This window comes from Clostridium sp. MD294, from assembly GCF_000364165.2.
Lineage (GTDB): Bacteria > Bacillota > Clostridia > Lachnospirales > Anaerotignaceae > Coprocola.
The window spans coordinates 2,701,439-2,714,078 of record NZ_CP097810.1 but is presented as its reverse complement, the minus strand read 5'-3'; the positions used below and the strand labels follow the sequence as shown (position 1 = coordinate 2,714,078).

Sequence of the window (12,640 nt, the reverse complement as noted above, 5' to 3'; positions counted from 1 at the left end):
GGGCAGAAAGGAGGACAACAAATGGCGTATGTCACAGTACCCAAAGACCTTACGAAAGTAAAGACCAAAGTTGCGCTGAACCTTACCAAGCGGCAGCTTGTGTGTTTCAGCATGGCGGCAGCCGTGGGCGTTCCCCTGTTCTTTCTCTTGAAAGGCAGCGTCCCGCAGACAGCAGCGACCTTTCTCATGGTTCTTGCCATGCTCCCGTTTTTCCTGTTCGCCATATACGAAAAGCACGGACAGCCCCTTGAAAAAGTGTTAGGCAACATCATAAAAGTGTTTTTCCTCACGCCAAAGGAACGACCCTACCAGACGGAAAACTATTACGCCGTCTTAGCGAAGCAACGGAAATTGGAAAAGGAGGTAACAGCCATTGCAAAAAAAAGCTATCAAAGACAGACCGCAAAACCAGCAGGCAAAAGAGAAAATCTGGCTCACACGGGCAGAAAAAAAGCAGATAGCCGCCCTCATGCGACAGGCAAAGGGGGACGGGAAAAAGCGCACCGCACAGCAGACAATCCCCTACTTGCAGATGTACCCGGACGGGATATGCCGGGTAAAGGACAATCTTTTCTCAAAGAGCGTTGAGTTTTCCGACATCAACTATCAGCTTGCACAGCCGGACGACAAGACAGCCACCTTTGAAGCCCTTTGCGACTTCTACAACTCCCTTGACAGCTCCGTAGGCTTGCAGCTTACCTTTGTGAACCGCATAGCCAGGCAGGGGAACTTCTCAAAGAGTATCGCCATACCGCCGCAGCAGGACGGCTTTGATGATGTGCAGGAGGAATACGCCGCCATGCTCAAAGAACAGCTTGCAAAGGGCAACAACGGGCTTGTGAAGCACAAATACCTCACATTCACACTGGAAGCCGACAGCCTTAAAAATGCAAAGTCCCGGCTTTCCCGACTGGAAACGGATATATTAAACCACCTCAAAATCTTAGGGGCGGCGAACCGACCCCTTGACGGGAAAGAACGGCTTGAAGTGCTGCACGGCATTTTCCACCCGGACGGGGACAGGAAATTTTTATTCAACTGGAAATGGCTTGTACCGTCCGGGCTTTCCACGAAAGATTTCATTGCGCCGCCCTCATTCGCTTTCAAGAACGGGCGGCTTTTCAGCATGGGCTACAAGACCGGGGCGGTATCGTTCTTACAGATACTTGCACCGGAACTCAATGACCGCCTGCTTGCCGACCTTTTGAACGTAGACGGGCATTTATTGGTAAACCTGCATATCCGCAGTATCGACCAGAGCGAAGCCATAAAGACCATAAAACGCAAGATAACAGACCTTGATGCAATGAAGATAGCCGAGCAGAAAAAGGCGGTATGCAGCGGGTGTGACATGGATATAATACCGTCCGACCTTGCCACCTACGGCGGGGACGCAAAAGACCTGCTGCGGGACTTGCAGAGCCGCAACGAGCGAATGTTTCTCCTTACGCTGCTTGTGGTAAACCTTGCAGACAACAAACAGCAGCTTGACAACCAGATATTCCAGACGGCAGGCGTGGCGCAGAAAGCCAACTGTTCCCTTGTGCGCCTTGACTATCAGCAGGAAGCCGGGCTTATGTCGTCCCTGCCTTTGGGACTGAACGAAATCCCCATACAGCGGGGGCTTACCACGTCAAGCACGGCTATCTTCGTGCCGTTTACCACGCAGGAGCTTTTCCAGAACGGGGAAGCCCTCTACTACGGCTTGAACGCACTTTCCAACAACATGATACTTGCAGACCGCAAGAAACTGAAAAACCCCAACGGGCTTATCTTAGGGACACCGGGAAGCGGCAAGAGCTTTTCCGCAAAGCGGGAAATCACAAACGTATTCCTTGTTGCGGACAAAAAGGACTGTATCTTGATATGCGACCCCGAAGCCGAGTACGCACCCCTTGTCAACCGTTTAGGCGGGCAGGTAGTGAAAATCTCCCCCACAAGCAAAGACTTTGTGAACCCTATGGACTTGAACCTCAATTATTCCGAGGACGAAAGCCCCCTGTCACTGAAAAGCGATTTTATCCTTTCCCTTTGTGAGCTTGTCGTTGGCGGCAAAAGCGGCTTAGAGCCTGTCGAAAAGACCATGATTGACCGAGCCGTGCGTGAGGTGTACCAGGCGTACCTTGCAGACCCCAACCGTCCAAAATGCCGATTTTAGAGGACTTGTATAACGCACTAAAGGCGCAGCCGAAAGCGGAAGCCGCACGGGTAGCCGCAGCCCTTGAATTATATGTGCATGGAAGCCTTAACGTGTTCAACCACCGCACCAACATAGACATACATAACCGTCTTGTCTGCTTTGACATTAAGGAATTGGGAAAGCAGCTCAAAAAGTTAGGTATGCTCATCATACAAGACCAAGTTTGGGGGCGAGTGACCGAGAACCGGGAACGCCACGCTAACACATGGTACTATTCAGACGAATTTCATTTGCTGTTAAAGGAGGAACAGACGGCGGCTTATTCCGTGGAGATTTGGAAGCGTTTCAGAAAATGGGGCGGCATACCCACGGGCATAACGCAGAATGTAAAAGACCTTTTAGCGTCACGGGAAATTGAAAATATTTTTGAAAACAGCGACTTCATCTATATGCTGAACCAAGCGGGCGGCGACAGACAGATTTTAGCGAAGCAGTTAGGCATTTCCAATAAGCAGCTTTCCTATGTGACCCACTCCGAAGCCGGGCAGGGGCTTATCTTCTACGGCAACGTGATACTCCCCTTTGTAGACCGCTTCCCGGCAGATACCGAGCTTTACCGTATCATGACGACCCGCCCGGAGGAACTTGCACAGCCATAACCCGCAGAAATACGGGGACAGAAAGGAGGAATGAAGCATAAAACCATTGACACATTTAAGCCTGTTTACAGGGATAGGCGGCATTGACCTTGCCGCCGAAGCCGCAGGCTTTACAACCGTCTGCCAGTGCGAATGGGCAGACTACCCCGCCGTCGTGCTTGAAAAGCACTGGCCGGACGTGCCACGTTTCAAAGACATTCAATCACTGACAAAGGAGGCTTTCTATGAAAAAACAGGGCAGAAAGAACTCACGCTCCTATCCGGGGGCTTCCCCTGCCAGCCCTTTTCCTCAATCGGCCCAAGAAAAGGGTTTGCAGACACCCGCTACCTCTGGCCGGAAATGTGCCGCGTCATTAACGAACTGCGGCCCCGTTTCGTGCTTGGCGAAAATGTTGCTAACTTCATCAATATGGGTGTAATGGGGTAGAAAGAATGGCAAAAAAAAGAGTGTGGAAAAAATATTAAAAAAGCGGGAGATGTAGGAATAGCAAGGGATTGCGAGAAAAAAGAAAAATTGATTGCCATTCTTTATGAACGGGGGAAAAAGGGAAAACAGGGGCAAAAGGGAGGAGTTAAAAAAATGAGAAGGATTTTTTAACTTTTTTTTTAACTTTTTTAAAAGCTAGTAAAATCAAGGTTTAACAGTTTTTCAAAAGGGAAAAAAACAAAAAAAGAGCTGGAAGAAGAAGGAAAATATTGACGAACTAATATTGACGAACTAGGCATTTTGTTCGCCAATCAGAAAAGCTAGTAAAATCAAGGGTTTGAGAGAGGAGAAAGAGGAAAAGCAAAAAAATGGTTCAAAAAGAATGGCAAAGTGTAAAAAAGCAAATGAATGAAAAATAGTTCAGTGTAATATAAAAATTTAAGAAATAAAGAATAGGTATAAATGATACGTGTTAGACAAAACAAAAAATTTTGAAAAATCTGGTACTAAAAAAACATAAAAAACAGGGTAAAAAATAAAACAAAAAAATGCAAAACACGGTTTAAAAAAACATATAATCATATTTCTATATAAAGTGTAGTAGAAAAGAGAAGCACAAGATTGATGCAGAAAAAAGCAGGAGAGAAACAATATGAAAAAGGAAAAAAGAAAAGATTACTTAGAAAATCATAAAAAGGATAGTGATTTTGTATGGGTGAGAAAGTATTTTAAATTACCCAATGGTGTGCTCCTTGAGGTAAGATACCCACATTACTTTTACAAAGAAGAAGATAGTAAGACAGATGTAATTAAAAAATTTAATATGGTTATTGATAGAGAGATTAGGTGTGCATCAACAAGCAGGAAAAATAAAAATTTAAAAAATGGTAGCAAAAAAAGAATGATAATGACTATATAAAGATAAGAGCAAAAGAAAAAAGGGAAAGTGTTAATCAATCCCTTCTTCATCAGAATATTCTAAACATTCTTTTATAAGTTTTTTTAGTTTATTCCATGCAGTTTTAGGTAATGTTTTTTGTTCGGGAAGTCGAATTTTTTCCATTTCAGTTAAAAAAATTTGTTCGTATTGTTCTAAAGTTTGAGGATAATTTTCAACAGCTTCTGCTACCCAATCTGATACAGCAGGAGCAATAAAGGTATCTTGTTTAAATGCTGGGCAAGAAGTTGAGCTATGTACGTTATTAGGACCAGAAAAATCTAAGTAATAAAGTTCAAAGCATTTTACAAGCATTCCATAAGGAGAAAATTTATGCTGTGCATAGCCTGTTTCTAACAGATGATATTTTGCATTACGATATAAACCAAAATCTCTACGTTTTAGATGAAATTCTGCTTCTGCTGTATATTCGTCCCAATCAAAAGAAAGACGTTCTTGCTGTAATGGTTTCCATTCCTCTTCAGACAACAACATATATTCTTCAGAATGAAAATTTTGTTTTACATAAAACCGTTTTTTGCAATGAGGACAAACACGGCTGCGAGTAGACAGTTTTTCTATCATATTTTGACAGTAAGGACATTGTTTTGACTGAAAACGAGCAGAAAAACGAGTGTACTCTTTTTCTAATATACCATATTCTTCATGGTTGGCATAATACATTTCTTCAAAAGGAGAAGGTGTTTGATTTTCGCTATCTGGAAAAACAGTGAACATTGTTATTTCTGTATTGAATTTTGATTGATTTTTTTTAGCTATTTTTTCAGCATTTTTTGCATTAAAATTGTCAATTAGTTCATTTTGTTTATTCATTTTTTTTACAAATTTTTTTAGTTCCTTTTTTTGTTTTTGAAATTGTTTTTCTTTAAATACCTTTTTTTGTTCTTCATTCCATTCTTCTATTTTATTAAAAAATGCTGTGGTTTTTTCAAAAAAACTCATAAAAAAGCTCCTTTCTATTTAGAAATATGTCATATGTTGTAAAAAAGTATAGCAGAAATAAATATAAAATGTCTATATAAAAAAGAAAAATAATAAATATAAAGCAGAAAAGTGACAAAAAAGGCAAAAAATTAGATAAAGAAAATAGACATAGAAATATATCTATGCAAAAAGGAAGATAAAAAGATTGGGAAGCTAGTAAGTATTTTTATAACTTATAATAGAAATTAAAAATTTACAAGGAAAGTTAAAAAAATTATGAGAAGGGTTCAACATAGAATGGGGGAAAATATATGAATTATAAAAAAATGATTATAGAGGCAATAGAAAAAGTGAAAGATGAGAGAATTTTAAAAAAGATATATTACTTTGTTACAAAAATATTGGACTAGGATTTCCTAGTCCTTTTTAGACTCCAGCATAAAATTACACATTTTTTCTAATACTTCCCAATCTGGTTCTTCTAATTTAGAGAGAGCAGAAATCAGCCTTTTTTTGAAAGTATCATCATCTTTTTTAAGTAATGTACCTATAAAAGAGGCAATTTCTTCATCTCTTGTTTTAATTAAAAACATTTCCCCTTCACCAGTACGAAGCCATTGTTCATTTACATCAAATTCTCGAATAATAGCAAGCGTCATTTGTTCTGTAACATTTCTATTTCCACTTTCTATTTTAGAAATAGCAGCTCCTGTTATTCCTAGTTTTTTTCCAAATTCTTCTTGACTTAATAATACAGATTTTCTGATAGCTTTTAGCCTTGTATTTAAACAATTACACATATATAAAGTCCTCCTTTTTATAATAAAAGTTTAACATTAAAATTTGTCATAGTCAAGAAAAAATACTTGACAAACTTAACTTTGTCATATAAAATAATGTCAAAGTTAAGAAATGAGGTGTGATTGATATGACAGAAAAAGAAAAAAGATTATTTTTGTTTTTATTAAAGCATTTCCTTTGTTAAGTGATTTACAGCAAGAAAAATTATTAGCATTTGCAGAAGGTATGGCTTTTATGGCTGAAAGAAACAAAGAAAAAGAAATAAAAAAGATAATTGAAAATCAATAATTATAAGTAATATATGTCCAAACGGTGTAACAAAAAATAAAAAAGTGAAAGGAAGATAAAAAATGAATGTATTGCAAGTAATTGAACAAAGAGAAATTTTAGGAAAACAATTGACAATGTATGGAGATTTTGAAGACCCCTTGTTTTTAGCAAAGGAAGTTGCAGAATGGATAGAAAATAAGCAACCTACACAAATGGTTGAATTGGTAGATGAAGATGAAAAGCTGAAGTGTATAATAAACACCTCAGGTCAAAACAGAGAAATGTGGTTTTTAACAGAAGATGGACTATATGAGGTGTTGATGCAGAGCAGGAAGCCTATTGCAAAGCAATTCAAAAAAGAAGTAAAAACATTATTAAAAAATATTAGAAAAAGAATGTTTTCACCAAATTACATAAGTGGGACAAGCCCATATAGCATAGAGGACATTGTAAGAGAAACGATATGTCAAGTAGTTCCCATTATTATAAAGGAGTTAGAGGATAGGACAGAAAGAGAAAAACAAGCAGAAAAAGAAATGGAAAAACTAGAGATAAAAGCAAAACGAAAAATTGAAAGGCTTATTTGTGCTGGAAATCACAGTTATTCTAGCATAGCAAGAATATTAACAATGGACGGAATTGAAATCTCTCCTGCAACGGTATGCTTTTATGCGGAAAGTATGGGGATTATGGATTGAGAAGGAAAAGGCAGAAGAAAAAACTTTCTGCCTTTTATACTAATTTTTTTTTGATAAAGAATTAATCATTTTTTTGATTAATTCTTTATCATCATCGCTTAGTAAACTATATTCTTTTACAAGCTGTTTTATTTCATTATCAACATTTAATTCATTAATTATATTTTCAGGCATTGGCTTAGCGCTAACTAGAGAGTTATCAGATAATACTTGATTACTAACTAAAGTATCTAATGAAATTCTAAAAGCATCTGCAATAGCGATAGCATTTTTTATAGTAGGACTTTTTTTACCCTTAACATATTCAGACATTAAAGATGTTTGAATTCCAGTCAATCTACATAAATCAGCTTGTTTTAAATTTTGTTTATCTAATAGTATTTTAAGATTTTCACTAAAGTTCAATATAATCACCTCATAATAGCATTAACTTTATTGAGTAATTTTTTCTGATAAAGAATTAATCATCTTTTTGACTAATTCTCTATCATTATCGCTTAGTAAACTGTATTGTTTTGCAAGTTGTCTTACTTCATCATCAATGTTTAATCCAGCAGTTACATCTTCAAACATTGGTTCAGTACCGTTTATGAGCCAATCTGAATTTATATTATATTCACGACATATATCGCGAATAGTACGTTCAGTAATATTTCTGGTTCCTTTTTCCATATTAGTGATTGCGCCACCAGACATATTGATAGTAGCTCCAAAAGCACGAGTAGTTAAATTAAGCTGTGTTCTTAAATATTTTAATCGCTCATGAATGTTCATTATTTACACCTCCGTGAAATCATTATAGCATATTTTGATTTCAAAGTAAACAAAAAAACAAAAAAGTATTGACAAAAATTTCAAAGAATGTTATTATGTTTTCAATGAAAACAAAGGAAGGAGATTTTTAAATGAATGAAAAAAAAGTAACAGATGTAAAAGATACTGCTTTAAAATTAAATGAAATTCGTTTACATTATCCAGAAGATTATTTTTATTTAAAAGGGTGGATACATTGCCTTTTACAAAAAGGAAAGGAGGAAAGAATGATATGCAACAAGTAATGTTATTTGAAAACCAAGAATTTGGACAGCTTAGAATGATTTTTATTGAAGGAAAACAGTATTTTATGGCAAATGATGTAGCTAAGGCATTAGGTTATTCTGAACCTAAAAATGCAGTTGCAAGACATTGTAAGGGGGCACTGAAACAGTCCTACCTTACAAATGGCGGAAAACAAGAGGTTAATTTTATACCAGAAGGTGATGTTTACAGGCTAATTATTCGTTCTAAACTACCAAAAGCAGAGGAATTTGAAAAATGGGTATTTGATGAGATATTACCTTCTATCAGACAGACAGGCAATTACATAAGTGGGACAAGCCCATACAGCATAGAGGACATTGTGAGGGAAACAATCTGTCAAGTAGTACCAATTATTATAAAAGAGTTAAAGGACAGAACAGAAAGAGAAAAACAGGCAGAAAAAGAGATTGAAAAATTAGAGATAAAAGTAAGAAGAAAAATTGAAAGGCTTATTTGTGCTGGAAATCACAGTTATTCTAGCATAGCAAGAATATTGACAATGGACGGAATTGAAATCTCTCCTGCAACAGTGTGCTTTTATGCGGAAAGTATGGGGATTGCTGATTAAAAGTGGAAAAGGAAAATATAAAAATATCTGATGCTGCACTATTTGAAACAGAAGAACATTATTTCAATATATATAGCAAAGTAGTAACAGATGAAAGAACAACGATAAAAAATAAAATAAAAGAAATAGAAAAATCGCTAGAAGAATGTGCAAAATGGGTGTTATTTTTGACAGTATCTGTAATTGCTATATTAATGATTGAATTATTGTAACAATATCAAATTGATGTAGTAAAGAGAAATGGAGCAGTAAAAAATGAAAAAATGTTATTTTTATGAGGACGAACTAATACAAGAAATACAAAAAATTGTAGAAAAAAACAACAGAAACAGCAAAGAACGTAACCTGATTGTAATTGTAGAAAATCAAAACAAAAATGGGACGGTTCTTATCAATAAACATATTAGCAGAGATGCTGCAATGTCTTTGTTAACATCAGCGATTTGCAATATTTTATATCATGAAAAAGCAGATTTTGTTACGCTTGAAATGATTGCAGAACATTGTAAAAAAAATATTCTTTATGTTTTGAAAGAAATAGAAAGAATAAAAGAAAATAAATAAAGTGGTATGAAAAGGCGGCTGTTGGAGAAAGGAGCTCCGTTCAGCCGCTCATAAAATATCTGAATTGGATAGAGTATACCACAAAAAATATATTTTTGCAAACAAATTTTTAAAAATGATTTTTTTATAATATATATGAAAAATCGTACTAAAAGGTGGTAGTTGGTATGAGTGTAAAAGAAACTTATTTAACAGTAAAACAACTGGCAGAAATAAAAGGCTGCACAGAAAGATATATACAATCTTGTGTTAACAAAGGAAAAATCATTGCAGAAGTAACGATTGGGCAAGTTGGTGGAAATGCTGGAACACATTACAGTATACCCCTTTCCAAGCTAGACGAAAAAGTACAACTCAAATACAAAAGATATTTGAAAAAGCTACAGAAGGAAGCAGAAAAGCAAGTTCAAGAGCAAGAAATAGAAGAACAACAAAGAAAGATAACAGCAGATTTGACAGAAAGAGAAAAAGAAAAGGCGATGTTTTGGCGGAAGTTACTGAAAAGTTGGCAAAGCTACAGAGGAAAAGAAGCAGACAAAGAAAAGGCTGACAATGAATTTATAAAAGTAATGAATGTGCAAAATGAAGGTATGAATTTGAGCAGAAGAACGCTTTACAGAAAGTGGAACAGTTTTGTAATGGAAGGAGAGGCAGCACTTGCTGATGGACGTGGCAAGCATAGCAATCACAACAGAAAAATGACAAAAGAGATATTTGACGTGTTTGAATATTATTATCTAAACGAGAACAAGCCCAGCATAAAGCAATGTATGAGAGAAACAGAACTTTATTTTGAGGGGAAAGAAATGGAAATGCCTTGTTATACCACGTTTAAAAGAAGTGTTCAAAAAATACCAAAAGCTATCAAAATGTATTTTAGAGAAAGAGAAAAGGTATTCATAGACAAATGTGCACCATATATCAAAAGAATGTATGAAGATTTGGAAAGTAATGATATTTGGGTAGCAGACAACCATACATTTGATGTTATGGTGGAAAAAGAAGGAAAACCAGTAAGGGTATATTTAACGGCTTTTATGGACGTAAGAAGCCGAAAAATGACAGGCTGGTGCGTGACAGATGCACCAAGTTCTGATGCAACAATATATGCGTTAAAAAAAGGCTGTGAAAAGTTCGGTGTACCAAAAAGTATATACACTGACAACGGACGTGAATTTTTATTCCATGATTTAGGTGGAAATGGTTTCAGAAAAAAAAGAAAAAACGGAGAAGAATTAAAACTTCCCTCTATACTGGACGATTTAGGAATAGAATTTCGCACTGCATTACCTAGAAATGCAAGGGGAAAAGGCATAGAAAGAGCATTTTGCACGGTAAAAGAACATTTTAGCAAGCTATTTGAAAGCTACACAGGTGGTACGATATTAGAAAGACCTGACAGGTTGAAAGAGATGGTAAAAACAAGGAAGGGACTACCTAATATAGAGGAATTTATACAGTATGTAGATATTTACATAGAAGGTTGGTACAACAAACAGCCTCATGAAGGTACAGGAATGAAAGGAAAATGTCCTGATGAAGTGTTTGCAGAAAATATGATAACAAAAAGAGTATTGCCAAAAGAAAAATCAGATTTGATGTTTATGAGATATGCAAAAAGTAATACAGGTATGTTAAAAGTAGGAAAAAATGGTATTACATTAACATTTTATGGTAAGCAACTGCAATACTGGAATGAAGAATTATGGAAGGAACATTTCGGACAAAATGTATATGTAAGATACAATCCAGAAGATTTAAACAATGTAAGAATATATGATGAACAAAAAAGATTTTTGTGTATTGCAGCATTGAAAGAAGAATTGAGTTATACGGCAAGCAAACAAGAAGTGAAAAAACAGCAACAGCAAAATAAAAATGCAATAAAAGAAGTGGCAAATTATAAAGCCAAAAAAGAAATGGAACAAAAAGACGCACTTACAATGCTACTAGAAAAGGCATTAAAAGAAGAAAGCCAAAACAAACCAGTGATACCAAAAATCGCGCAGCCAGTGTTTTACAGTGAAAATCAAATAAAAAATACTGGTGATACAACAGAAGTAGTTGCACTACCAAATGTAGCAGGAGGAGAAGGCATAGACTGGACCAAGGGAATAGAAAGACTAAAAAAAGTAAAAGAATTGGAAAATAATTTATTTTAAAAAGTCTTTAAAATGCTTTTAAAAGGCGTTTAAAAAGGTTTTAATCGTTAAAAAAATAAAAAGTTAGGAGGCTGTAAAAATGATAGAACAAGAACAAGCAATACAAAAGCTATTAACATATAAAGAAACAACAGGAAAAACACAATCAGAAATTGCGAAAGAATTGGATATTTCAGACCCACAGCTTAGCCAGTTTTTAAAGGGAGTATATAAATCTCCTCATATTATTATACCTAAAATAGAGCAGTTTTTTGAACTGAAGGCACAAAAGGAAATCGCACCCAAAGCACCAGAATATAAAGGAACAAGTATTAGCAACAAAGTGTATAAACTCATAGAATACTGCCATATACAAGGCAAAATTGCAGTTGCGTATGGTGATGCAGGAGTAGGAAAAACAATGGCAATAAAGCAATATGCTAAAAAACACCCTGAAGGAGCAATTGTAATTACAGTGTCCCCTTGTTTTGCAAGTATTACAGGGGTAAATGAATTGATAGCAGAACAATTAAGAATAAGAGAAAAAATAGCAAGGAAAATATACAGTGAAGCCGTAGCAAAATTAAAAAGAAGTAACAAAGTACTTATTATAGATGAAGCACAACATTTAACTGTACGAGTAATAAATCATTTAAGATGTATGAGTGATGAAAGTGGTATAGGCATTGCATTTATAGGAAATGATGAAATTTATTTAAAAATGAGAGGAAGCGGACAAGCTTCTTATGCACAGCTTTACAGCAGAATAGCATACAAAGAACACATTACAACAAACAGCATTACAAAAGAAGATATTGCATTACTTTTTGAAGAGAATGAATTAGAAGAAAATGTCATTGAATTATTACTCGCTATTAGCAGAACAAATTACGGTGTTAGAGGAGCAGTAAATGTATTTGTGAATACAGCAGCAGTATTTGGACAAATAAACAGTAAAAATATTGCAGAGATAGCAATAGAAATGAATATTAGACCATAAGGAAGTGTTAAAAATGATAACAATAAAAATGAAAGACGAATATTGCAGCGTAACAGTAGAAGGAAGTGCTACAGAAGCATTAGAAGAATTATCGGAAATTACAAAAATAATGCTACAGAAAACATTGATGGAATTAAATATCAGACCGCAATATTATGCAGGTTGTGTTAGATATTTTATAGATGCGTTAGAAAGAGAGTTTTTGTAAAAATAAGGAGTGAAGGGCGTGAGAAAAAGAGTAAACTGCAATGAAAATTGTTTCGAGTGCATTTATGATGATTGTATTATGGATATTTTGCCAAGTGAAAGAGAAAAGCAAAGAGAAAGACAAAAACTTTATTATCAAAGGCATAGAGAAGAAAAAAAGCTTATTATAGAGCATATTATCAAAAACAAAAAGGAGTAATCAA

General features: G+C 35.5%; 14 protein-coding genes and 3 pseudogenes. 13 read left to right on the top strand and 4 right to left on the bottom strand.

Going from position 1 to position 12,640, the window contains the following annotated elements; all coding sequences use genetic code 11:
• Positions 1-21: 21 nt before the first annotated feature.
• The 4 genes and pseudogenes from C820_RS13465 to C820_RS13450 form a co-directional block, all read left to right on the top strand.
• A pseudogene (locus tag C820_RS13465) lies at positions 22-468 on the top strand (PrgI family protein); the annotation flags it as partial.
• A 1-nt stretch (position 469) separates the two neighbouring features.
• Positions 470-2,799, top strand: a pseudogene (locus C820_RS13460) (VirB4-like conjugal transfer ATPase, CD1110 family).
• Between the two features lie 37 nt (positions 2,800-2,836).
• A pseudogene (locus C820_RS13455) lies at positions 2,837-3,217 on the top strand (DNA cytosine methyltransferase); the annotation flags it as partial.
• A gap of 661 nt (positions 3,218-3,878) precedes the next feature.
• Positions 3,879-4,145, top strand: a complete 267-nt coding sequence (locus tag C820_RS13450; RefSeq protein ID WP_004036835.1) for a hypothetical protein — start codon at positions 3,879-3,881, stop codon at positions 4,143-4,145.
• Between the two features lie 30 nt (positions 4,146-4,175).
• Here C820_RS13450 and C820_RS13445 read toward each other — a convergent pair whose 3' ends face one another.
• Both C820_RS13445 and C820_RS13440 read right to left on the bottom strand, forming a co-directional pair.
• Positions 4,176-5,126, bottom strand: a complete 951-nt coding sequence (locus C820_RS13445) for a hypothetical protein (protein ID WP_004036839.1) — start codon at positions 5,124-5,126, stop codon at positions 4,176-4,178.
• Positions 5,127-5,524: 398 nt separating this feature from the next.
• Positions 5,525-5,908 carry a helix-turn-helix domain-containing protein gene (locus C820_RS13440; protein ID WP_004036841.1) on the bottom strand — a complete coding sequence of 128 codons (384 nt, stop codon included), beginning with the start codon at positions 5,906-5,908 and terminating at the stop codon, positions 5,525-5,527.
• A gap of 351 nt (positions 5,909-6,259) precedes the next feature.
• On the opposite strand from C820_RS13440, the gene C820_RS13435 reads away from it, so the two are divergent.
• On the top strand, positions 6,260-6,877 hold the full coding sequence (locus C820_RS13435; protein ID WP_004036842.1) for a BRO-N domain-containing protein: 618 nt from the start codon (positions 6,260-6,262) through the stop codon (positions 6,875-6,877).
• Positions 6,878-6,916: 39 nt separating this feature from the next.
• Here the strand turns inward: C820_RS13435 and C820_RS13430 are convergent, their stop codons facing one another.
• Together C820_RS13430 and C820_RS13425 are read right to left on the bottom strand one after the other, a co-directional pair.
• Positions 6,917-7,291 carry a helix-turn-helix domain-containing protein gene (locus C820_RS13430; protein ID WP_242824488.1) on the bottom strand — a complete coding sequence of 125 codons (375 nt, stop codon included), beginning with the start codon at positions 7,289-7,291 and terminating at the stop codon, positions 6,917-6,919.
• 18 nt (positions 7,292-7,309) lie between these two features.
• Positions 7,310-7,651: a helix-turn-helix domain-containing protein gene (locus C820_RS13425; protein WP_004036847.1), complete on the bottom strand. Its 342-nt coding sequence runs from the start codon at positions 7,649-7,651 to the stop codon at positions 7,310-7,312.
• A gap of 131 nt (positions 7,652-7,782) precedes the next feature.
• On the opposite strand from C820_RS13425, the gene C820_RS13420 reads away from it, so the two are divergent.
• From C820_RS13420 to C820_RS13385, 8 genes are all read left to right on the top strand, one after another.
• Positions 7,783-7,935, top strand: a complete 153-nt coding sequence (locus tag C820_RS13420) for a hypothetical protein (RefSeq protein ID WP_004036848.1) — start codon at positions 7,783-7,785, stop codon at positions 7,933-7,935.
• Complete coding sequence (locus C820_RS13415) at positions 7,923-8,525, top strand: BRO-N domain-containing protein (RefSeq protein ID WP_004036849.1); 603 nt, start codon at positions 7,923-7,925, stop codon at positions 8,523-8,525. The genes C820_RS13420 and C820_RS13415 overlap by 13 nt, the downstream gene beginning before the upstream one ends.
• Positions 8,526-8,527: 2 nt before the next feature.
• Positions 8,528-8,737 carry a hypothetical protein gene (locus C820_RS13410; protein WP_004036852.1) on the top strand — a complete coding sequence of 70 codons (210 nt, stop codon included), beginning with the start codon at positions 8,528-8,530 and terminating at the stop codon, positions 8,735-8,737.
• Positions 8,738-8,780: 43 nt separating this feature from the next.
• Positions 8,781-9,089, top strand: coding sequence for a hypothetical protein (locus tag C820_RS13405; protein WP_004036854.1), 309 nt, complete (start codon positions 8,781-8,783; stop codon positions 9,087-9,089).
• 167 nt (positions 9,090-9,256) lie between these two features.
• Positions 9,257-11,251 (top strand): Mu transposase C-terminal domain-containing protein, encoded by a 1,995-nt coding sequence (locus C820_RS13400; protein ID WP_004036856.1) that lies wholly within the window; start codon positions 9,257-9,259, stop codon positions 11,249-11,251.
• A gap of 79 nt (positions 11,252-11,330) precedes the next feature.
• Positions 11,331-12,230: an AAA family ATPase gene (locus tag C820_RS13395; RefSeq protein ID WP_004036857.1), complete on the top strand. Its 900-nt coding sequence runs from the start codon at positions 11,331-11,333 to the stop codon at positions 12,228-12,230.
• A gap of 13 nt (positions 12,231-12,243) precedes the next feature.
• Positions 12,244-12,438 (top strand): hypothetical protein, encoded by a 195-nt coding sequence (locus C820_RS13390; protein ID WP_004036858.1) that lies wholly within the window; start codon positions 12,244-12,246, stop codon positions 12,436-12,438.
• 18 nt (positions 12,439-12,456) lie between these two features.
• The gene (locus tag C820_RS13385) at positions 12,457-12,636 is read left to right on the top strand and encodes a hypothetical protein (protein ID WP_004036859.1); all 180 of its coding nucleotides are present in this window, start codon (positions 12,457-12,459) and stop codon (positions 12,634-12,636) included.
• Positions 12,637-12,640: the final 4 nt, after the last annotated feature.

Bases quoted from the DNA above. Each gene is read 5' to 3' on its own strand.
- C820_RS13450 (WP_004036835.1), top strand. From the start codon at position 3,879: ATGAAAAAGGAAAAAAGAAAAGATTACTTAGAAAATCATAAAAAGGAT.
- C820_RS13445 (WP_004036839.1), bottom strand. From the start codon at position 5,126: ATGAGTTTTTTTGAAAAAACCACAGCATTTTTTAATAAAATAGAAGAA.
- C820_RS13440 (WP_004036841.1), bottom strand. From the start codon at position 5,908: ATGTGTAATTGTTTAAATACAAGGCTAAAAGCTATCAGAAAATCTGTA.
- C820_RS13435 (WP_004036842.1), top strand. From the start codon at position 6,260: ATGAATGTATTGCAAGTAATTGAACAAAGAGAAATTTTAGGAAAACAA.
- C820_RS13425 (WP_004036847.1), bottom strand. From the start codon at position 7,651: ATGAACATTCATGAGCGATTAAAATATTTAAGAACACAGCTTAATTTA.
- C820_RS13420 (WP_004036848.1), top strand. From the start codon at position 7,783: ATGAATGAAAAAAAAGTAACAGATGTAAAAGATACTGCTTTAAAATTA.
- C820_RS13415 (WP_004036849.1), top strand. From the start codon at position 7,923: ATGCAACAAGTAATGTTATTTGAAAACCAAGAATTTGGACAGCTTAGA.
- C820_RS13405 (WP_004036854.1), top strand. From the start codon at position 8,781: ATGAAAAAATGTTATTTTTATGAGGACGAACTAATACAAGAAATACAA.
- C820_RS13400 (WP_004036856.1), top strand. From the start codon at position 9,257: ATGAGTGTAAAAGAAACTTATTTAACAGTAAAACAACTGGCAGAAATA.
- C820_RS13395 (WP_004036857.1), top strand. From the start codon at position 11,331: ATGATAGAACAAGAACAAGCAATACAAAAGCTATTAACATATAAAGAA.
- C820_RS13390 (WP_004036858.1), top strand. From the start codon at position 12,244: ATGATAACAATAAAAATGAAAGACGAATATTGCAGCGTAACAGTAGAA.